18 protein-coding genes are annotated in these 19,703 nt (G+C 68.6%); 9 read left to right on the top strand and 9 right to left on the bottom strand.

Annotated features, from left to right (window positions below):
• Positions 1-130 precede the first annotated feature (130 nt).
• Complete coding sequence (locus B7P44_RS10950; protein ID WP_076475900.1) at positions 131-565, top strand: universal stress protein; 435 nt, start codon at positions 131-133, stop codon at positions 563-565.
• A 225-nt stretch (positions 566-790) separates the two neighbouring features.
• Here B7P44_RS10950 and aceA read toward each other — a convergent pair whose 3' ends face one another.
• The 3 genes from aceA to B7P44_RS10930 form a co-directional block, all read right to left on the bottom strand.
• Positions 791-2,098 (bottom strand): isocitrate lyase, encoded by a 1,308-nt coding sequence (gene aceA / locus B7P44_RS10945; protein WP_084903850.1) that lies wholly within the window; start codon positions 2,096-2,098, stop codon positions 791-793.
• Between the two features lie 386 nt (positions 2,099-2,484).
• A complete protein-coding gene (locus tag B7P44_RS10935) occupies positions 2,485-4,032 on the bottom strand; it encodes a DEAD/DEAH box helicase (RefSeq protein WP_084903847.1) in 1,548 nt (515 codons plus the stop codon).
• 355 nt (positions 4,033-4,387) lie between these two features.
• The gene (locus B7P44_RS10930) at positions 4,388-4,657 is read right to left on the bottom strand and encodes an acyl-CoA-binding protein (protein WP_084903846.1); all 270 of its coding nucleotides are present in this window, start codon (positions 4,655-4,657) and stop codon (positions 4,388-4,390) included.
• A 148-nt stretch (positions 4,658-4,805) separates the two neighbouring features.
• Between B7P44_RS10930 and tsaB the strand changes: the two genes are divergently transcribed.
• From tsaB to B7P44_RS10910, 4 genes are read left to right on the top strand one after another with little or no spacing between them, the layout of a single operon-like run.
• A complete protein-coding gene (gene tsaB / locus B7P44_RS10925) occupies positions 4,806-5,573 on the top strand; it encodes a tRNA (adenosine(37)-N6)-threonylcarbamoyltransferase complex dimerization subunit type 1 TsaB (protein ID WP_084903843.1) in 768 nt (255 codons plus the stop codon).
• Positions 5,570-6,067 (top strand): ribosomal protein S18-alanine N-acetyltransferase, encoded by a 498-nt coding sequence (gene rimI, locus B7P44_RS10920; protein WP_010092035.1) that lies wholly within the window; start codon positions 5,570-5,572, stop codon positions 6,065-6,067. Before tsaB ends, rimI begins: the two co-directional genes overlap by 4 nt.
• The gene (locus tag B7P44_RS10915; RefSeq protein ID WP_084903841.1) at positions 6,054-7,136 is read left to right on the top strand and encodes a uracil-DNA glycosylase; all 1,083 of its coding nucleotides are present in this window, start codon (positions 6,054-6,056) and stop codon (positions 7,134-7,136) included. The genes rimI and B7P44_RS10915 overlap by 14 nt, the downstream gene beginning before the upstream one ends.
• On the top strand, positions 7,133-8,101 hold the full coding sequence (locus B7P44_RS10910; protein WP_084903838.1) for a DUF1853 family protein: 969 nt from the start codon (positions 7,133-7,135) through the stop codon (positions 8,099-8,101). Before B7P44_RS10915 ends, B7P44_RS10910 begins: the two co-directional genes overlap by 4 nt.
• An 18-nt stretch (positions 8,102-8,119) precedes the next feature.
• Here B7P44_RS10910 and thiD read toward each other — a convergent pair whose 3' ends face one another.
• The gene (gene thiD / locus B7P44_RS10905) at positions 8,120-8,929 is read right to left on the bottom strand and encodes a bifunctional hydroxymethylpyrimidine kinase/phosphomethylpyrimidine kinase (RefSeq protein WP_084903836.1); all 810 of its coding nucleotides are present in this window, start codon (positions 8,927-8,929) and stop codon (positions 8,120-8,122) included.
• Positions 8,930-8,987: 58 nt separating this feature from the next.
• On the bottom strand, positions 8,988-10,295 hold the full coding sequence (lplT, locus tag B7P44_RS10900; RefSeq protein ID WP_084903833.1) for a lysophospholipid transporter LplT: 1,308 nt from the start codon (positions 10,293-10,295) through the stop codon (positions 8,988-8,990).
• A 218-nt stretch (positions 10,296-10,513) separates the two neighbouring features.
• Here lplT and alr point away from each other — a divergent pair, with 218 nt between their 5' ends.
• The 3 genes from alr (at position 10,514) to B7P44_RS10885 (ending at position 13,382) form a co-directional block, all read left to right on the top strand.
• Positions 10,514-11,584, top strand: a complete 1,071-nt coding sequence (alr, locus tag B7P44_RS10895) for an alanine racemase (RefSeq protein WP_084903831.1) — start codon at positions 10,514-10,516, stop codon at positions 11,582-11,584.
• Positions 11,585-11,595: 11 nt separating this feature from the next.
• Positions 11,596-12,972, top strand: coding sequence for a DNA repair protein RadA (gene radA, locus B7P44_RS10890; RefSeq protein WP_084903828.1), 1,377 nt, complete (start codon positions 11,596-11,598; stop codon positions 12,970-12,972).
• 143 nt (positions 12,973-13,115) lie between these two features.
• Complete coding sequence (locus B7P44_RS10885) at positions 13,116-13,382, top strand: DUF2866 domain-containing protein (RefSeq protein ID WP_084903826.1); 267 nt, start codon at positions 13,116-13,118, stop codon at positions 13,380-13,382.
• A gap of 118 nt (positions 13,383-13,500) precedes the next feature.
• Here the strand turns inward: B7P44_RS10885 and B7P44_RS10880 are convergent, their stop codons facing one another.
• Positions 13,501-15,432 (bottom strand): ATP-binding cassette domain-containing protein, encoded by a 1,932-nt coding sequence (locus B7P44_RS10880; protein WP_084903823.1) that lies wholly within the window; start codon positions 15,430-15,432, stop codon positions 13,501-13,503.
• Between the two features lie 130 nt (positions 15,433-15,562).
• Here B7P44_RS10880 and B7P44_RS10875 point away from each other — a divergent pair, with 130 nt between their 5' ends.
• Positions 15,563-16,042 carry a glutathione peroxidase gene (locus B7P44_RS10875; RefSeq protein WP_084903820.1) on the top strand — a complete coding sequence of 160 codons (480 nt, stop codon included), beginning with the start codon at positions 15,563-15,565 and terminating at the stop codon, positions 16,040-16,042.
• Between the two features lie 36 nt (positions 16,043-16,078).
• On the opposite strand, the gene cls is transcribed toward B7P44_RS10875, so the two are convergent.
• From cls to dapE, 3 genes are all read right to left on the bottom strand, one after another.
• Positions 16,079-17,518 (bottom strand): cardiolipin synthase, encoded by a 1,440-nt coding sequence (gene cls, locus B7P44_RS10870; protein ID WP_084903818.1) that lies wholly within the window; start codon positions 17,516-17,518, stop codon positions 16,079-16,081.
• 104 nt (positions 17,519-17,622) lie between these two features.
• Positions 17,623-18,537, bottom strand: coding sequence for a 50S ribosomal protein L3 N(5)-glutamine methyltransferase (gene prmB, locus B7P44_RS10865; protein ID WP_084903815.1), 915 nt, complete (start codon positions 18,535-18,537; stop codon positions 17,623-17,625).
• An 11-nt stretch (positions 18,538-18,548) separates the two neighbouring features.
• Positions 18,549-19,688 (bottom strand): succinyl-diaminopimelate desuccinylase, encoded by a 1,140-nt coding sequence (dapE, locus tag B7P44_RS10860; RefSeq protein WP_084903812.1) that lies wholly within the window; start codon positions 19,686-19,688, stop codon positions 18,549-18,551.
• Between the last annotated feature and the right edge of the window lie 15 nt (positions 19,689-19,703).

Here is a 19,703-nt window from a genome sequence, read left to right as displayed (position 1 = left end):
GGCCGCCCGCGCGTTTCCGATATGAGGGCGAACCCGCTGCCGGGGCCGGCGGCCGGTTTTCGCACACTACAATCGAAACAGGCACTCCGGGCGTGCGGCGCGCGGGGTGTGACTGGCGATGGAGGGCGCGATGTTCAAGCACATCCTCGTTCCGACCGACGGGTCCGACCTGTCGAAGAAGGCGATCGACGGCGCGATCGATCTCGCCCGGGCGGTCGGCGCGCGCGTGACCGCCTATGCGTGCCTGCCGCAGTATCCCTACTCGCCGTTCTCCGAAGTGATCATCGAGCCGCCCGCCGATTTCAGGGCGCGCAGCGAGCGCGAGGCGCGCACGCATCTCGACGAGGTCGAATCCGCCGCGCGGGAGGCGGGAGTCGACTGCGACACCTGGACGAGCGTGCATCCGTCGCCGTACCTCGGCATCATCGAGGCGGCCGAGCGCGGCGGCTGCGACGTGATCTTCATGGCGTCGCACGGGCGCCGAGGGCTCGGCAGCCTGCTGATCGGCAGCGAGACGCAGCGCGTACTGACCCATACGAAAATTCCGGTGATCGTTTATCGGTAGGCGCGGCGACCGGCGGGCACAGGCCGGTCGGCCGACGCTGAAAGCAGCGCGCGCCGGGCAGGGCCGGCGCGCGTTTTGTCGTATATGGCCCGCAGGCCGTGCGGCATGTCGTGCGCCTGCCGTCGCGCGCATGCCGTCTCCTCCCTGTTGCTCCTTCGCGTTTTCGGCTGCCGATGCCGCGCCGTCGCATGACCGGCGGGCGTCGGCATGATGCCGCGACGCGTGTTACGCGACCTTCTTGCCGTCGAAGAACTGCTCGTCTTCGGTCGAGCCGTGCAGCGCGGTCGTCGACGCTTCGCGCTCGACCGTCTGCGTGACCGCGTCGAAGTAGCCGGTGCCGACTTCGCGCTGGTGCTTGACCGCGGTGAAGCCCTTGTCGGCTGCCGCGAACTCGGCCTGCTGCAGTTCGACGAACGCGCTCATCTGCGTACGGGCATAGCCGTGCGCGAGGTTGAACATCGAGTAGTTCAGCGCATGGAAGCCGGCCAGCGTGATGAACTGGAACTTGTAGCCCATCGCGCCGAGTTCCTTCTGGAACTTCGCGATCGTCGCGTCGTCGAGGTTCTTCTTCCAGTTGAACGACGGCGAGCAGTTGTACGACAGCAGCTTGCCCGGGAACCGCTTGTGGATCGCTTCCGCGAACTTCTTCGCGTACTCGAGATCCGGCTTGCCCGTTTCGCACCAGATCAGGTCGGCGTACGGTGCGTACGCGAGACCGCGCGAGATCGCCTGCTCGAGGCCCGGCTTCGTGCGGAAGAAGCCTTCGACCGTGCGCTCGCCCGTCAGGAACGGCTTGTCGTTGTCGTCGACGTCCGACGTGATCAGGTCAGCCGCTTCCGCATCGGTGCGCGCGACCAGCACGGTCGGCGTGCCCATCACGTCGGCCGCGAGACGCGCTGCCGCGAGCTTCGCGACGGCTTCGCGCGTCGGCACGAGCACCTTGCCGCCCATGTGGCCGCACTTCTTCACCGATGCGAGCTGGTCTTCGAAGTGGACGCCCGACGCGCCGGCCTCGATCATCGCCTTCATCAGCTCGAACGCGTTCAGCACGCCGCCGAAGCCGGCTTCCGCGTCGGCGACGATCGGCGCGAAGAAGTCGACGTAGCCTTCGTCGCCCGGGTTCTTGCCTTCCGACCACTGGATCTGGTCGGCGCGCGTCAGCGTGTTGTTGATGCGCTTCACGACCTGCGGCACCGAGTTCGCCGGGTACAGCGACTGGTCCGGATACATTTCGCCAGCGAGGTTCGCGTCGCCCGCGACCTGCCAGCCCGACAGGTAGATCGCCTTGAGGCCGGCCTTCACCTGCTGCATGGCCTGGTTGCCGGTCAGCGCGCCGAGCGCGTTGACGAACGGCTCGTTGTTGATCAGGGTCCAGAGCTTTTCCGCGCCGCGCTTCGCGATCGTGTGCTCGACCTGGATCGAGCCGCGCAGGCGGACCACGTCCTCAGCCGAATAGGTGCGCTTGATGCCTTTCCAGCGCGGATCGGTTTCCCACTGCTTGTGCAGTTCCTGTGCCTGTTGCTGACGCGACATGATGTGCTCCTTGACGTGGTGTTGCCTGAATCGGGATGAATCGAACGGTGGTGCAGTTCGCGAGGCGGGGAGTGGGGCGTTCCGGTTCGCGAAGTCTTGTATAAGAGTCTAGGCAAATCGCCGGTTGCGAAACAGGGGCTTCGTCAGGGAGTGCGGAAATTTTTAATCGTTATAAATCAATTGTTTGAGATGTGCATTTCGAGATAAGAAATGCCTTTTTCCATTCCGCAATGTCGTGTGTTGTGCCACGCAGCATGATTTTTTACGACACAAAAAAATTTTTCGTATCGTGAAATGTCGGCGAGGGCGAAAAAAAACCGGCGCGGGTGCGCCGGTTGCGTGTTGCGGGCGGGTGACGGACGGCCGATGAGGCCGCCCGCGCGCCATTACGACGCCGAATTGCTGCGTCGCGGGCCGCCGCGCTGGCCGTCGCCGCGGCGGTTGCCGCCGTCGCGGCTGCCGCCCGGCTTGCCGCTCCAGCCGCCGTTGCCGCCGTTGCCGCCGCCGTAGCTGCGGCCGCCGCCGTTGCCGTGACCGCCGCCCGGCTTGCCGCCGAAACGACGGCCGCCGTTACCGCCACCCGGACGGCCGCGGCCGCCGTTGCCGCGATCGTTGCGCGGCGGCGCCTTGCGCGGCTCGAAGCCTTCGATCACGTTGACCGGCAGCGGCGAGCGCACGAAACGCTCGATGCGCTTCAGCGCGCCTTGCTCGGCGTGATGCACGAGGCTGACTGCGATGCCCGAGCGGCCCGCGCGGCCGGTACGGCCGATACGGTGCACGTAGTCTTCCGCGAACTTCGGCAGGTCGTAGTTGAACACGTGCGTGATGCCCGGGATGTCGATGCCGCGCGCCGCGACGTCGGTCGCGACGAGCACGCGCACGCGGCGCTCGCGCAGTGCGCGGATCGTACGGTTGCGGGCGCCCTGCGGCAGGTCGCCGTGCAGCGCGGCCGACTCGAAGCCTGCGTCCGCGAGGCGGCCGGCGAGCTGGTCGGCGTCGATCTTGGTCGCCGTGAAGATGATCGCCTGGTCGAGCGCGTTGTCGCGCAGCAGGTGATCGAGCAGGCGATCCTTGTGATCGCGGTCGTCGACGTAGTGCACGGTCTGCGCGATGTTCGCGCGCGACTCGAGGCGCTGCTGGATCTCGATGCGCTCCGGATCCTTCAGCAGGCGGCTCGTCAGCGAACCGATCTTGCCGTCGAGCGTGGCCGAGAACAGCATCGTCTGGCGCGATTCCGGCGTTGCGTCGACGATCGTCTCGATGTCCTCGATGAAGCCCATGTCGAGCATGCGGTCGGCTTCGTCGAGCACGAGCATCTTCAGCTCGGACAGGTCGATGCGGCCGCGCTCGAGGTGGTCGAGCAGGCGGCCCGGGGTCGCGACGAGGATTTCAGGGTTCTTCGCGAGCAGCATCAGCTGCTGGCCATAGGCGACACCGCCGAGGATGCTGACCGTGCGCAGACGTTTCAGGTGCTTGCCGTAGGTCGATGCGGCGGTCGTCACCTGCATCGCGAGTTCGCGGGTCGGCGTCAGCACGAGCAGGCCCGGGCGCGCGACCGGCTGCGGACGGCGGGCACGGCGATCGCCATTGTTCGGTTCGCGCGGCGCGCGCGGCTGCTGCGCCTGCGCCTTCTGGAGCTGCGCGAAGCGCTCGATCGCGGGCAGCATGAACGCGGCGGTCTTGCCCGAACCGGTCGGGCTCGACACCAGCAGGTCGCGGCCGGCGATGCCGGCCGGGATGGCGCGCTGCTGCACCGGCGTCGGCTTCACGTAGCCGGCGGCCTCCAGCGCGGAGACGATCTCCGGCGACAGCCCGAGCGACGCGAACGTCGGCTCGTCAGCGGCCGGCGCGGCTGCTGCCGGCGCGGCGTCGTCGAGACCGAGTGCCTTGTCGGCGGTCGCGTTGAGGGGGCTGGTGGAAATGCTCGAAGTCATAACAATCCTTGAAACACAGTGGGTGAAACGTCGGCGCCAATCGCGCATGCCCAAGTTGTCGGATTCAACGAGCAAATCGGAAAACGGGTGCAATCCGCCAGTCATGAGGCGGATGAGGCTAGAAGCTGTTTTGGGTGCGGCGTGCTATGACGCGTTGCCGCCAGCCTGATAATTGACGGCCGCTAGAGCCGAAGCAGGAAGGGGACAGGTTCTAAACCGGATTGGAGCTTAACGCTACGAGGCGTCCGGCCGGTTCGGCCAATGGGCCGAGCGCGGAAGTGACGCAGCCGGCATTATAGAGATTTTTGCTGCGCTGCGCCACTGCTGATTTTGCTGATTTGACGACGAGCCGCGATCAGGACGTGGTGCCGTTCTTCAGCGATTCGACGAGTTCGACGTATTGCTGCTTGGCGGCATCCTGCGACGTGCCCTTCAGCGCGTCCCACGCGTCGTACTTGTACTTGCCGACGATGTCGGTGAAGCCCGGCTTGTCGCCGTGCACGTCGCCGTCGGTCGCCTGCTTGAAGAGCGCGTAGAGGCGCAGCAGCGTGAGGTTGCCCGGACGCTCGGACAGTTGCTTCACGTCTTCCTGGGCCTGGTTGAACTGGGCGGTGATGTCGCTCATCGGGTGTCTCCGTGGAGGTTTCAAGTCGGGCGATCTTAACAAGCGCGCCGCCGCGGCGGGTCGAGCGATCCTTCCAAACCGGCGCGCGCGCCCCGTGCGCACGGCGATCTGCTGCGCGTCGCCCGTGGGAGCGGGGCGTCGCATTACAATGTCGGCCATGACGCAAACAGTGCTCCTCGCCATCGATACGTCGACCGAATACTGCTCGGTCGCGCTGCTGCGCTCGGCCACGGCCGAATCCGCCGCTTCCTCCCTGCAAAGCTGGGTCCGCCACGAACTGACGGGCGCCGTGTCGAGCACACGCGTGCTGCCGGCCGTCCAGGAACTCTTCGCCGAATCCGGGCTGACGCTCGCCGACTGCGACGCGATCGCGTTCGGCGCGGGCCCCGGCTCGTTCACGGGCCTGCGCACCGCGACCGGGATCGCGCAAGGCCTCGCGTTCGGGCGCGGGCTGCCGGTCGTGCCGATCGGCACGCTGCTCGCGTGCGCCGAGCATGCGCGGCTGCGTGCGCCGGGCACCGCGCGCGTGCTGGCCGCGCTCGACGCGCGGATGGACGAGGTCTACTGGGCCGAGTTCGCGTGGGACGACGGCGCCGGCGACTGGCGCACGCTGCATCCGGCCGCGCTCGATGCGCCCGGCGCGGTCGGCGTGCCCGACGTGCCGTTCACGCTCGCGGGCAACGCAGCGGCCGCATTCGGCGCGCAACTGCCGGCGGTTGCGCGCGCCGCGGCGATCGACGGCGACGCAATGCCGCATGCGCTGGCGGTCGCGCACGCGGCGTTGCGCGCGTTCCGGGCCGGGCGCACGGTGCCGGCAGACCAGGCCGCGCCCGAGTACGTGCGCGACAAGGTCGCGCAGACCACCGCCGAACGGATGGCGGCGCGTGCGGCGCAACCGGGCGGAGCGCGGGAATGACGGGTGTGTTGCTGAGCGATCGGTACCTGTCGCCGATGACGGATGCCGATCTCGACGAAGTCGTCGCGATCGAGCATGCCGCATACGAATTCCCGTGGAGCCGCGGCAACTTCGAGGATTCGCTGCGCAACGGCTATTTCGGCGTGTGCCTGCGTCACGTGACGGGGACGCTCGTCGGCTATTGCGTGCTGATGCCCGTGATCGACGAGATGCACCTGCTGAACCTGTGCGTCGCACCGGCCGCGCAATGCACGGGCGCAGGCCTCGCGCTGCTGCGCGAGGCGGTGCGCATCGCGCAGGCGGAGCGGCTCGACGGCATGCTGCTCGAAGTGCGGCCGTCGAATCCGCGCGCGATCCATCTGTATGAACGCTTCGGCTTCGCGACGATCGGGCGGCGCAAGAACTACTATCCGGCGCGGCATCGCGGCCGGGAGGACGCGATCGTGATGCGTCTGACGCTGAACAAGGACGGAGGCGCGCATGGCGTTGGCTGAAGCGGCACTCGAGGAAATGGGGCTGGCGCAGATCTGGGTGCGGCGCGGGCTGCACGCGGCCGATGTGCCGGCAGCCGCCGCGCAGGATGTCGTGACGAAAGCGCCGGAGGCGGCTCCGGCGGGGCGGGCAGGCGAGGGTGGCGCGGCGCGCTCCGTCGTGTCGGAGCCGGTGGCATCCGTGGCCGTTACGCCGGCGGTCGATGCGCCGACGCGCCCGCTGCCGCCATCCGCGCGGGCGAATGCGCCGGAGCACGCGTGCGACGCCGGCGAGTCGCCGGCCGCGACGCAGCCGCCTGAAGCGCGCGCGCAGTCCGTCGCGGGCGAGCACGTCGCGTCCCGCCACGTCGCGCGCACGGACGACGTTGCGCCGCCGGCCGATGCGCGGCCGCTCGAAGAGGACGATTTCGCGTGGTTCGACGCCGCGCCGCCCGCCGATCTCGCGCCGGTGGCCGACCTGCGCGCGGCCGAGACGCCGGTCGCCGAGCTCGACTGGGACGCGCTCGCCGCGCGCGTGGCCGACTGCACGCGCTGCCGGCTCTGCGAAAAGCGCACCAACACCGTGTTCGGCGTCGGCGATCGCGCGGCCGACTGGATGCTGGTCGGCGAAGCGCCGGGCGAAAACGAGGACAAGCAGGGCGAGCCGTTCGTCGGCCAGGCGGGCAAGCTGCTCGACAACATGCTGCAGTCGCTGTCGCTCGCGCGCGGCACCAACGTGTACATCGCCAACGTGATCAAGTGCCGCCCGCCGGGCAACCGCAACCCGGAGCCGGACGAGGTCGCGCGCTGCGAGCCGTATCTGCAGCGCCAGGTCGCGCTCGTGAAGCCGAAGCTGATCGTGGCGCTCGGGCGCTTCGCCGCGCAGACGCTGCTGAAGACCGACGCGAGCATCGCGTCGCTGCGCGGCCGCGTGCACACCTACGAAGGCGTGCCGGTGATCGTCACCTATCACCCGGCCTATCTGCTGCGCAGCCTGCAGGACAAGTCGAAGGCATGGGCCGACCTGTGCCTCGCGCGCGATACGTTCCGTGGGACGGCCATCCGTGGGGCTGACGAGCGGTCCGAACAATGACAGCCGGCGCGGCGTTGTCGTTCGTCGAAACGCTGCGCGACGCTGTGGTACGCGATCTGGCGTGGCTGCTGACGAGCCCGGGCCTGCTGACGGCGGCGCCAGGCGCGCCGCTTGCGCAGCCGTGGTCCGATGCGTCGGAGCGAGCCGCCGCGCAAGCCTGGCTGGCCGCGCTCGATGCGGCGCCCGAGCCGCTGCACCGCGCGCTCGAAGGGCTGCGGCCGGTGCGCCTCGGCCGCTATGCCGAGTGCCTGGTCGAATTCTTCCTCACGCACGGGCCGTCGCTGCGGCTCGTCGCGGCCAACCTCGCACTGCGCAGCCACGGCCGGACGCTCGGCGAGGTGGACTTCCTTGTCGATACGCCCGGCGGCCGGCGCCTGCATTGGGAACTGGCCGTGAAGTGCTATCTGTGCGCGCCAATGGGCGACGGCGACGCGGCGTCGCTCGCCGACTTCGTCGGGCCGAACCTGGTCGACCGTTTCGATCGCAAGCGCGCCCGCCTGATCGATCACCAGCTGCGCCTGAGCGCGCGCGACGGATTCGCGCTACTCGGCTACGGCGCGCCGTCCGACGCGCAGATGTTCATCAAGGGATGGCTGTTCTATCCGCACGGCGCGCCGCTGCCGCCACTCGACGGGGAAATCGCGCCGGATCATCCGCACGGCTTCTGGCTGACCCACGCGCAGTGGGCCGGGTGGGCGGCCGCGCAGCCGGCCGATGCTGGATGGGCGGTGCTGCCGCGGCTCGCGTGGCTCGCGCCGCGCCGCATCGCGGCGGGCGCCGGCGAGCCCGAGCCGCTGGCGGCCGCACATGCGTTGCCGGCGGTGCTGTCGGCGCGCCAGGCGCCGGCGCTGATCGGCGTCTACGGGCCGGCTGCCGACGGCGTGTGGCGGGAGACCGCGCGCGGCTTCGTCGTGCCGGACGACTGGCCGGAGCAGGCGCGCGCGTTCGCGGCGAAGGTGGACTGACGCGGCGTCAGCCGCCGCTTACCACCAGCGGTGGAAGTGATGCACGGGGCCGACGCCGCGGCCCACGTCGAGGCGGTCGCTGGCGGCGATCGCGCCGGTGAGGTAGGCCTTCGCGTCGCGCACGGCGCTTTCCAGATCGGGATGCCGCGGCAGCAAGGCGGCGATTGCGGACGACAGCGTGCAGCCGGTGCCGTGCGTATTGTTCGCGCGCACGCGCGGGCCGTCGAAGCGCACGGTGCGGGTCGCGTCGACGAGCCAGTCGGGGCTCGCGTCGGCGACCGGCAGATGGCCGCCCTTCATCAGCACGGCGTGCGCGCCCGCCTTCACGAGCGCCTGGCCCTGCCGGACCATTTCGTCTTCGGTCGTCGCCGGCGCGTCGCCGAGCAGCGCGGCCGCTTCGGGCAGGTTCGGCGTGACGACGGTGGCGAGCGGCAGCAGCTCGCTGCGCAGCGCATCGACCGCATCCGGCGCGAGCAGCGCGTGCGAACTCTTCGAGATCATCACCGTGTCGAGCACGATGTAGCGGGGTGCGTAGCGGCGCAGCGCGTCGGCGACCGCGCGCACGATCGCCGCGTTCGCCAGCATGCCGATCTTCACCGCGTCGATGCGGATGTCGTCGAACACCGCGTCGAGCTGCGCCGTCACGAACGCGGCGTCGGGTGCGTGCACGCCGGTCACGCCGCGCGTGTTCTGCGCGGTCAGCGCGGTGATCACGCTCGCGCCGTACGCGCCGAGCGCGGAGAAGGTCTTCAGGTCGGCCTGGATGCCTGCGCCGCCGCCGGAATCGGAGCCGGCGATCGTCAGGACGTTGGGGATCGGATGCGTCATGATGGCAAAGCGCCGGTTCGGGAACCGGCGCGGGCAGGCGGGAACGGAATGGGGCGCGTCAGTGCTTCGCCTCGCCGATCAGCGCGACCGAATCGAACTGGCGCTGGTTCGCCTGGTGGCGGCGCATCACGAGCCACATGGTCAGGCAGACGAACGTGCCGAACAGCACGATGACGACGCCGACCGGCACGTCGAGCCACACGAGCACCGCGTACAGGCACAGCATCACGAGCACCGACAGGTTCTCGTTGAAGTTCTGCACCGCGATCGAGTGGCCGGCCGACAGCAGCACGTGGCCGCGGTGCTGCAGGAGCGCGTTCATCGGCACGACAAAGTAGCCGGACAGCGCGCCGACGCACATCAGGAAGATGTACGCGATGATCAGGTAGACCGGCAGCCGGATGTGGCCGAGATGGACAATCCAGTTCGACGGGATCATGTCGCGCGAGTAGAACGCCATCAGCATCACCGCGATGCCCATGATGACGCCGACGGGCAGCACGGTCAGCGACTTCTTGAGCGGGATCCGGCTGGCCGCGGCGATTGCGCCGGCCGCGACGCCGAATGCGACGACCGCCTGCAGCAGCGCGCCTTCGGACAGCGACATGCCGAGCGACACCTCGGCCCATTTCAGCACGATGAACTGCAGCGTCGCGCCGGCGCCCCAGAACAGCGTCGTGACCGCGAGCGAGATCTGGCCGAGCTTGTCGTGCCAGAGCGCCGTGAAGCAGTCGGCAAAGTCGGTGACGAGCTTGATCGGGCCGTGCTGCTGCTTCGGATAGCGTGCGCCGGTGTCGGGAATGCGCAGGTTGAATAGCGCGGCGACCACGTAGATCGCGAGGATCACCGCGATCGCGGCTTCGGCGGGCGTGCTGATCCACGCCGGCGTGTGCGCGATCACGTGCGACGCGATGTGCGGACTGATCAGCGCACCGCCCAGCACGGTGCCGAGGATGATCGAGCTGACGGTCGTGCCCTCGATCCAGCCGTTCGCCGCGACGAGCCGGTCGGCCGGCAACAGCTCGGTGAGAATGCCGTACTTGGCGGGCGAATAGGCCGCCGCGCCGAAGCCGACGATCCCGTAGGCGATCAGCGGATGCGCGCCGAACAGCATGATCAGGCAGCCTGCGACCTTGATCGAGTTGGTGATGAACATCACGTGGCCCTTCGGGCGCGAATCCGCGAAGGCGCCGACGAACGCCGCGAGCACGACATAGGACAACACGAAGAACAGCTTGAGCAGCGGTGTCATCCAGTTCGGGGCGTGGAGGTCTTTCAGCAGGGCAATGGCGGCGATAAGGAGCGCACTGTCGGCCAGCGACGAGAAAAACTGCGCGGCCATGATGGTGTAAAAACCTTTTTTCATCTGATGCGATGCTTTCGTCGCTGCGGTCCGGCCGTATGGGCCGCCGGGTAGGCGATCGGCTTATTCCGTTCGAAATGGGTTGTGCGCACGGCTTTATAACACGAAAATACAGCGATTCGGACTAGCAAGATTCCCCGATCGTTCCGCAAGTTGTCGGCTTCGGCGCCCAAAAGGCGCAGTAAGCTGATGATTCGCAAGCGTCTTTACGTAAATTTCCCATGCCGCGCCCGATCTCCGCCACCATCCATACCGCCGCTCTCGCGAACAATCTCTCCGTCGTCCGACGCTACGCCGGCCAGTCCAAAGTCTGGGCGGTCGTCAAGGCCAACGCGTACGGGCATGGCCTCGCGCGTGCATTTCCCGGCCTGCGCGGCACCGACGGCTTCGGGCTGCTCGACCTCGACGAGGCCGTCAAGCTGCGCGAGCTCGGCTGGGCCGGCCCGATCCTGTTGCTCGAAGGGTTCTTCCGTTCGACCGACATCGACGTGATCGACCGCTACAGCCTGACCACGACCGTCCACAACGACGAGCAGATGCGGATGCTGGAAACGGCGCGGCTGTCGAAGCCCGTCAACGTCCAGCTGAAGATGAACAGCGGGATGAACCGGCTCGGCTACGTGCCCGAGAAGTATCGCGCCGCGTGGGAACGCGCGCGCGCCTGCCCCGGCATCGGCCAGATCACGTTGATGACCCATTTTTCGGATGCGGACAGCGAACGCGGCGTCGCCGAGCAGCTGGCCGCGTTCCAGCGCGGCGCGGAACACATCGCCGGCGCGCGCAGCCTAGCGAATTCGGCGGCGGTGCTCTGGCACCCGGGCACGCATTTCGACTGGGTGCGTCCGGGCATCATGCTGTACGGCGCGTCGCCGTCCGGGCGCTTTGCCGACATCGCCGACACCGGGCTCAAGCCGACGATGACGCTCGCGTCCGAGCTGATCGCGGTGCAGACGATCGCGAAGGGGCAGTCGATCGGCTACGGCTCGACGTTCTCCGCGCAGGGACAGATGCGCATCGGCGTCGTCGCGTGCGGCTACGCGGACGGCTATCCGCGCGTCGCGCCCGAGGGCACGCCGGTGATCGTCGACGGCATCCGCACGCGGATCGTCGGCCGCGTGTCGATGGACATGATCACGGTCGACCTGACCCCGTGCCCGCAGGCCGGCGTCGGCTCGCGCGTCGAGCTGTGGGGCAACGAACTGCCGATCGACGACGTGGCGCGCCACTGCGGGACGATCGGCTATGAACTGATGTGCGCGGTGGCGGGCCGCGTACCGGTGCGCGCGGAATAAGGGCGCACCGCGTGGCTAAACAGAAAACGGTTTACGTCTGCAGCGAGTGCGGCGGCCAGTCCCCGAAGTGGCAGGGGCAGTGCCCGTCGTGCCAGGCCTGGAACACGCTGGTCGAAGCGGTTGCCGAAGCGCCGTCGGCGCACCGCTTCCAGTCGCTCGCGAAGCGCGCGCCGGTGCAGCGCCTCGTCGACATCGAGGCGGCCGACGTGCCGCGCTTCTCGACCGGCATCGGCGAATTCGACCGCGTGCTCGGCGGCGGGCTGGTCGCGGGCGGCGTGGTGCTGATCGGCGGCGATCCGGGCATCGGCAAGTCGACGCTGCTGCTGCAGTCGCTCGCGGGCATCGCGAGCGAACGGCGTACGCTCTATATCAGCGGCGAGGAGTCGGCTGCGCAGATCGCGTTGCGCGCGCAACGGCTCGCGCTGCTCGACGGCGGCGTGCCGGCGGCCGAACTGAAGCTGCTCGCGGAGATCCAGCTCGAGAAGATCCAGGCGGCGATCGACGCGGAGCGGCCGGACGTCGCGGTCGTCGACTCGATCCAGACCGTCTATTCGGAGGCGCTCACGTCGGCGCCCGGCTCGGTCGCGCAGGTGCGCGAGTGCGCGGCGCAGCTCACGCGGATCGCGAAGCAGTCGGGCACCGCGATCATCATGGTCGGGCACGTGACGAAGGAGGGCAACCTGGCCGGCCCGCGCGTGCTCGAGCACATCGTCGACACCGTGCTGTACTTCGAGGGCGACACGCATTCGTCGTTCCGCCTCGTGCGCGCGTTCAAGAACCGCTTCGGCGCGGTGAACGAGCTGGGCGTGTTTGCGATGACCGAGCGCGGCTTGCGCGGCGTCGCCAATCCGTCCGCGCTGTTCCTGTCGCAGCACGAGCAGGTCGTGCCCGGCTCATGCGTGCTCGTCACGCAGGAGGGCACGCGCCCGCTGCTCGTCGAGATCCAGGCGCTCGTCGACACCGCGCACGTCCCGAATCCGCGCCGGCTCGCCGTCGGTCTCGAGCAGAACCGGCTCGCGATGCTGCTCGCGGTGCTGCACCGCCATGCGGGCATCGCGTGCTTCGACCAGGACGTGTTCCTCAATGCGGTGGGCGGCGTGAAGATCGCCGAGCCCGCCGCCGACCTCGCGGTGCTGCTCGCGATCCATTCGTCAATGCGCAACAAGGCGCTGCCGAAGGGCCTGATCGTGTTCGGCGAAGTCGGGCTGGCCGGTGAGATCCGACCGTCGCCGCGCGGACAGGAGCGCTTGCGCGAGGCCGCGAAGCTCGGCTTCACGACCGCGCTGATCCCGAAGGCGAATGCGCCGAAACAGCCCATCGACGGGCTGGAGGTGATGGCGGTCGATCGGCTCGAACAGGCGATCGACCGGGTGCGCGGCCTCGAATGAGCGCGACGGATCGCCGGGGGAGCGCCCCCGGAGATCTGTCGCGTAATGTGCTGTAAATGTTTTGTAGGGTTGTGTAACCCGGCGGACATCGCTTTTCCCTATCCTTTTGCGGACAGCCGAACCGTGCAAAGCGAAAGGGACCTATGTTGAAACAGTACGGGCAAGCGCCGGACCGAGACCTTCACAACCTGCGCGGTTGCCGCGTGTCGGAGCCGATCCGCCAGCCGTGGGGCGGCGGGTGCCGGATCGTCGAATGGATCGACGCGGAAGGGCGTCTCGCGCGACGGGTCGTTGCCGAGGACGTGACGGAAGCGGAAGTCGTCGAGGTGATCCGGCGGCCGACCGAAGGGCGCCGCCACCTGATGGGCGACGACGAGCAGATGCCGCGGGATACGCTGCCGCGGCGCTGAGCTGGCGGCCCGCCGGGCCGAGCCAGGCGGGTGAGGGAATCGGCCGGGCCTTCGCGCCCGGCTTTGTTGCATAGGGCGTCCGCATGTACCGCACCCGGCCGGCCCTGCCGCGCGGCGGTCAGCCGATCTGCTCGAGCTCCTCCTGCGCGGCGAGCCAGTCGCCCTCGATGGATTCCAGCCGCGCGTTGACGTCGCCCAGCTTGCGGATCGCGTCGGTCAGTTCGGTCTTGCGCTCCGCTTCGTAGCTCGCCGGATCGGCGACGAATGCGTCGAGGCGGGCCTTCTCCGCGTGCAGCGCGTCCATTTCCTTTTCCAGCTTCGTGATGCGCGTCTGCAGCGGCTTTTTCAGGTGCGACAGCCGCTGCCGTGCCTCGGCTTCCTGACGCTTCTGGTCCTTGCGGTTGACGGTCGGTTCCGCGCTGGCTGCGGCTGCGCTGTCGGCCTTCGCGGCCGCGCGCTGCTCGGCCGCGTGCTGCAGCAGCCAGTCGCGGTAGTCGTCGAGATCGCCGTCGAACGGCTGCAGCCGGTGCTTCGCGACGAGCATGAACTGGTCGGTCGTCGCGCGCAGCAGGTGCCGGTCGTGCGAGACCAGGATCAGTGTGCCTTCGAATTGCGCGAGCGCCATCGTCAGCGCGTGGCGCGTTTCGAGGTCGAGGTGGTTGGTCGGTTCGTCGAGCAGCAGCAGATTCGGCTTCTGCCAGATGATCAGCGCGAGCGCGAGGCGCGCTTTCTCGCCGCCCGAGAACGGCCCGACCGGGCTCGTCGCCATGTCACCCGAGAAATTGAAGCCGCCGAGGAAGTCGCGCAGCTCCTGTTCGCGCGTGTCGGGCGCGAGCCGCGCGAGGTGCGCGAGCGGCGAATCGTCCTCGCGCAGCGTTTCGAGCTGGTGCTGCGCGAAATAGCCGATCGTCAGGCCCTTGCCTTCGCGTACGTGCCCGGACAGCGGTTCGAGCGTTGCCGCGAGCGTCTTGATCAGCGTCGACTTGCCCTGGCCGTTCGCGCCGAGCAGGCCGATGCGCTGGCCGTTCTGGATCGACAGCGACACGCGCTCGACGATCGGGATCTCGGCGCCGTCGTCGCCGTGGTAGCCGCAGCGGACGTCCTCCATCACCATCATCGGGTTCGGCGCGGCGTCGGGCGTGCGGAATTCGAACGTGAACGGCGATGCGATGTGCGCCGGCGCGATCAGTTCCATCTTCTCGAGCGCCTTCATCCGGCTCTGCGCCTGGCGCGCCTTGGTGGCCTTGGCCTTGAAGCGGTCGACGAAGCTCTGCAGGTGCTCGATCGTCTTCTGCTGCTTTTCGTATGCGCTTTGCTGCAGCGCGAGCTGTTGCGCGCGCAGCACTTCGAATTGCGAGTAGTTGCCGCCGTAGCGCTTCACCTGCCGGTTCTCGAGGTGCAGCGTGACGTTGCAGATGGAATCGAGGAATTCGCGGTCGTGCGAGATCACGACGAGCGTGCCGGGGTAGCGGTGCAGCCAGTCTTCGAGCCAGACGATCGCGTCGAGGTCGAGGTGGTTGGTCGGTTCGTCGAGCAGCAGCAGGTCGGAGCGGCACATCAGCGCCTGCGCGAGGTTCAGGCGCATGCGCCAGCCGCCGGAGAAGCTCGAGACCGGCTCGCGCGTCTGCGCGAGCGTGAAGCCGAGGCCGAGCAGCAGCGCTTCGGCACGCGCCGGCGCGGTATAGCCGTCGGCGTCGGCGAACGCCGCGTGGGCTTCCGCTTCGGCCGAGCCGTCATGCGCGGCCGAAGCGGCGGCGATACGCGCTTCGATCTCGCGCAGCGCGGCGTCGCCGTCGAGCGTGTAGTCGAGCGCCGAGCGTTCGACGGCCGGCGTTTCCTGCGACACTTGGGCGATCCGCCACGACGGCGGCATCGAGAAATCGCCTGCGTCGGCGTGCAGCTCGCCGCGCAGGACCGCGAACAGCGTCGACTTGCCGGCGCCGTTCGCGCCGATCAGGCCGGCCTTCTCGCCGGGATTGAGCACGAACGACGCCGCGTCGAACAGCGGCTTGGTGCCGCGCGCTAGGCTGAACTGATTGAAACGGATCACGACGGAAATGACTGGGCAAAACCGCTATTCTAGACTGCGGGCCGCACACCGGGCATTGGCCGTTCGGGAGATGCCGTTTCTGTGCGATTTCGCCTAGACTCACGTCGGTCCGAATTCGAAAGGGGGCACGATGTCCACACTGTATTCCTTCAGCGCGGAGACGCTCGCCGGTGCGCCGGTGTCGCTCGACGCGTATCGCGGCAAGGTGCTGCTGATCGTCAACACGGCGAGCGAGTGCGGATTCACGCCGCAGTACGCGGGCCTGCAGACGCTCTACGACCAGTACGCGGCGCGCGGCTTCTTCGTGCTCGGCTTCCCGTGCAACCAGTTCGGCAAGCAGGAGCCGGGCGACGCCGCGCAGATCGGCACGTTCTGCGAGCGCAACTACGGGGTGACGTTCCCGATGTTCGCGAAGATCGACGTGAAGGGCGGCAACGCGCATCCGCTGTACCGCTACCTGACCGACGAAGCGCCCGGCATCCTCGGGCTCAAGGCGATCAAGTGGAACTTCACGAAGTTCCTGGTCGACCGCGACGGCCGGATCGTCAAGCGCTACGCGCCGTCGACCAAGCCCGACGAAATCGCCGCCGACGTCGAAAAGCTGCTGTGACGCCCGGGGCGGGGCGCCCGGGCCGCAGGCGGGCGCTCACAGAATCGGCGCGAACAGCCGCGCGATGTGCATCGCGACCCGCCGCCACGCGGGCGAGTAGCGGTATTCGCTCGCGTCGACTTCGTAGGCGAGCGCGAAGTCGGTCGTAAGCATTGCCTCGACCTCGCCGGCGAACGCGCGATCGACGGTCAGCACCATGATCTCGAAGTTCAGGCGGAACGAGCGGTTGTCGAGATTCGCGCTGCCGATCGCGGCCGCGGTGCGGTCGATCAGCACCACCTTCTGGTGCAGGAAGCCCGGCCGGTAGCGGAACACCTTGACGCCGGCGTCGACGAGGTCGCGCGCGTACAGCTTCGACGCCTCGAACACGACGACATGGTCGCGCCGGCTCGGGATCAGGATGCGCACGTCGACGCCGCGCATCACCGCGAGCTTGAGCGCGGCGATCACCGCTTCGTCGGGGACGAGATACGGCGTCGTGATCCAGATCCGCTCGCGCGCCGCGTTGATCGTCTCGACGAAGAACAGCGAGCCGGTTTCCTGCTTGTCGGCCGGCCCCATCGGCACCGCGAGGCAGTGCATGCCGGCGTCCGGCAGCGCGGCGGGCGGCGGCGCGAGCGGCGGCAGCTTCTGCGTCGCCCAGTGCCAGTCTTCCGCGAACACGTACTGGATGCTCGCGACGACCGGGCCGCGCAACTCGATGTGCGTATCGCGCCACGGCGACAGCCGGGGTTTCGCGCCGAGATACTCGACGCCGACGTTGTGCCCGCCGACGAACGCGCGATGGCCGTCGACGACGACGATCTTGCGGTGATTGCGGAAGTTGAGCTGGAAACGGTTGACGAACTGGCGCTTGGTCGCGAACGGGTGGACCTCGACGCCGCCCGCGCGCAGTGCGTCGACGTAGCCGTGCGGCAGGTCGAAGCTGCCGATGCTGTCGTACAGCAGATAGCAGCGCACGCCCGCGGCCGCGCGCGCGAGCAATGCGTCGCGCAGCATCTGGCCGAGCGCGTCGTCGCGAACGATGAAGAACTGGACGATCACGTAATCGCGCGCGTCGTCGATCGCCGACAGGATCGCTGCGAACGTCGCCTCGCCGTTGACGAGCGTGCGCACCGCGTTGCCGGCGAGGAACGGCATTCCGCCGAGCCGCGTGAGCGCGTGCACCGCGGACTGGCCGAGCGCGCTCGCGGCCGCGCCGTCGGTCGAATCGGTGGCCGCCCACGGGACGGGGTGCGTATACGTGCGCAGCGTTTCGGTCTCGTGGCGGCGCGCGTCGACGTAGCCGGAGAACTTGCTGCGGCCGAGGAACAGATACGGGATCAGCGTCAGGTAGGGCATCGCCGCGAGCGATACGGCCCACGCGATCGCGCCTTGCGAGGTGCGCGTGTTCAGGATGGCGTGGCAGGCCGCGACAATTCCGAGCACATGGATGGCCAGGATGAGCGTGCCGAGGTGTAGCCAGTCGAGTGTCATAAGCGCGTGGCGGACTCCTGATGCGCGGCACCGCGGCCGCTTACGCGCATCTTACCGAACCGCGCGGCGCAGCGGGGCGCCGCGCGGTCCGGACTGGCGGGGCGTCAGGCCTTGCGCGGGAGATCCGACGCCTGGATCAGGAACACGCTGTCTTCGCCGGCGCTGGTCGGCAGCCACGTCAGCTCGAGGCCGCCGAATGCCGCTTCGACGTGCTCGCGCTCGTTGCCGATCTCGACGACGAGCACGCCGTCGTCCTGCAGCCAGTTGCGCGCCTCGCCGATGATGCGGCGGACGATGTCCATCCCGTCCTCGCCGCCGGCGAGCGCCATCTCGGGCTCGTGCCGGTATTCGGGCGGCAGCGCGGCCATCGACGCCGCGTTGACGTACGGCGGGTTCGTCAGGATCACGTCGTAGCGCGCGCCCGGCTCGGACGAGCGGAACAGCGGCAGCGGCGCGTAGAGGTCGCCGCGGTGCAGCGAGATGCGGTCCTCGAGCGCGTAGTCGCGCACGTTGATCTCCGCGACCTCGAGCGCCTTGTCCGACAGGTCGACCGCGTCGATCTCGGCGTTCGGGAACGCGCTCGCCGCGAGGATCGCGAGGCAGCCGGAACCGGTGCACAGCTCGAGCACCGCGCCGACCTGCTCGGGATCGGCGACGTACGGCTGCAGGCCGTCGTCGAGCAGTTCGCCGATGAACGAGCGCGGCACGATCACGCGCTCGTCGACATAGAAGCGGTGGCCGTGCATCCACGCTTCGTGCGTGAGATAGGCGGCCGGCACGCGGTCGGTCGCGCGCCGCTCGATCACGGCCAGCACGGCGTCGATTTCGTCCGGCAGCAGGCGCGCGTCGAGGAACGGCTCGAGCGTGTCGAGCGGCAGGTCGAGCGTGCGCAGCACCAGATAGGCCGCTTCGTCGTAAGCGTTGTCCGAGCCGTGGCCGAACGCGAGCTTCGCCTTCGAGAAGCGCGTGACCGCGTAGCGCAGCAGGTCGCGAACGGTTGCAAAAGGTGTCGTCGTCATTCGGAGCTCCATCAGGCGATCAGTTGTTCGAGCACGCGGCGGTACACGTTCTTCAGCGGATCGACGAAGCGCACCTCGATGTGCTCGTCGATCTTGTGGATGCTGCCGTTCGGCGGGCCGAACTCGATCACCTGCGGGCAGATGCGCGCGATGAAGCGGCCGTCCGACGTGCCGCCCGTCGTCGACAGCTCGGTCGTGATGCCGGTTTCGGCGCGGATCGCCGTCTCGAGCGCATTCGACAGCTCGCCGCGCGGCGTCAGGAACGGCAGGCCGCTGATCGACCAGTTGAGTTCGTAGTCGAGCCCGTGCTTGTCGAGGATCGCGTGCACGCGCGCCTGCAGGCCTTCGACGGTGCTCGCCGTCGAGAAGCGGAAATTGAACAGCAGGTCGATATGGCCCGGGATCACGTTGGTCGCGCCGGTGCCCGCATGCAGGTTCGACACTTGCCAGGTGGTCGGCGGGAAGTATTCGTTGCCTTCGTCCCACTGTTCGGCGGCGAGCTCGGCGAGCGCCGGCGCGAGCAGGTGGATCGGGTTCTTCGCGAGGTGGGGGTACGCAATGTGGCCCTGCACGCCCTTGACGATCAGCTCGCCGGACATCGAGCCGCGGCGGCCGTTCTTCACGACGTCGCCGAGCTCGGCGGTCGACGTCGGTTCGCCGACGATGCAGTAGTCGAGGCGCTCGCCGCGCGTTTCGAGCAGCTCGACGACCTTCACGGTGCCGTCGGTCGCCGGGCCTTCCTCGTCGCTCGTGATCAGGAATGCGATCGAGCCGCGGTGGTTCGGGTGCGCGGCGACGAATTCCTCGGTCGCGACGACGAAGCCCGCGAGCGAGGTCTTCATGTCGGCCGCGCCGCGGCCGTACAGCTTGCCGTCGCGATGCGCGGGAATGAACGGCGGCGACGTCCATTGCTCGAGCGGGCCGGTCGGCACGACGTCGGTATGGCCCGCGAACGCGAGCAGCTTGCCGTCGCGTCCGGCGGCGCCGCGCTTGACGGCCCACAGGTTGGTCACGCCGTGCGACGCGATGGTCTCGATGTCGAAGCCGAGCGCGGCGAGGCGCTCGGTCATGATCTGCTGGCAGTGCTGGTCGTCGGGCGTGACGGACGCGCGCGCGATCAGCTGTTCGGTAAGGGCTAGGGTGGCGGACATGGTTCGGACCACTTT

It is taken from the genome of Burkholderia ubonensis subsp. mesacidophila (assembly GCF_002097715.1).
In the GTDB taxonomy this organism is placed as follows: domain Bacteria; phylum Pseudomonadota; class Gammaproteobacteria; order Burkholderiales; family Burkholderiaceae; genus Burkholderia; species Burkholderia mesacidophila.
The sequence above is the reverse complement of the archived record's forward strand: the minus strand, read 5'-3'. Positions and strand labels throughout refer to the sequence as shown.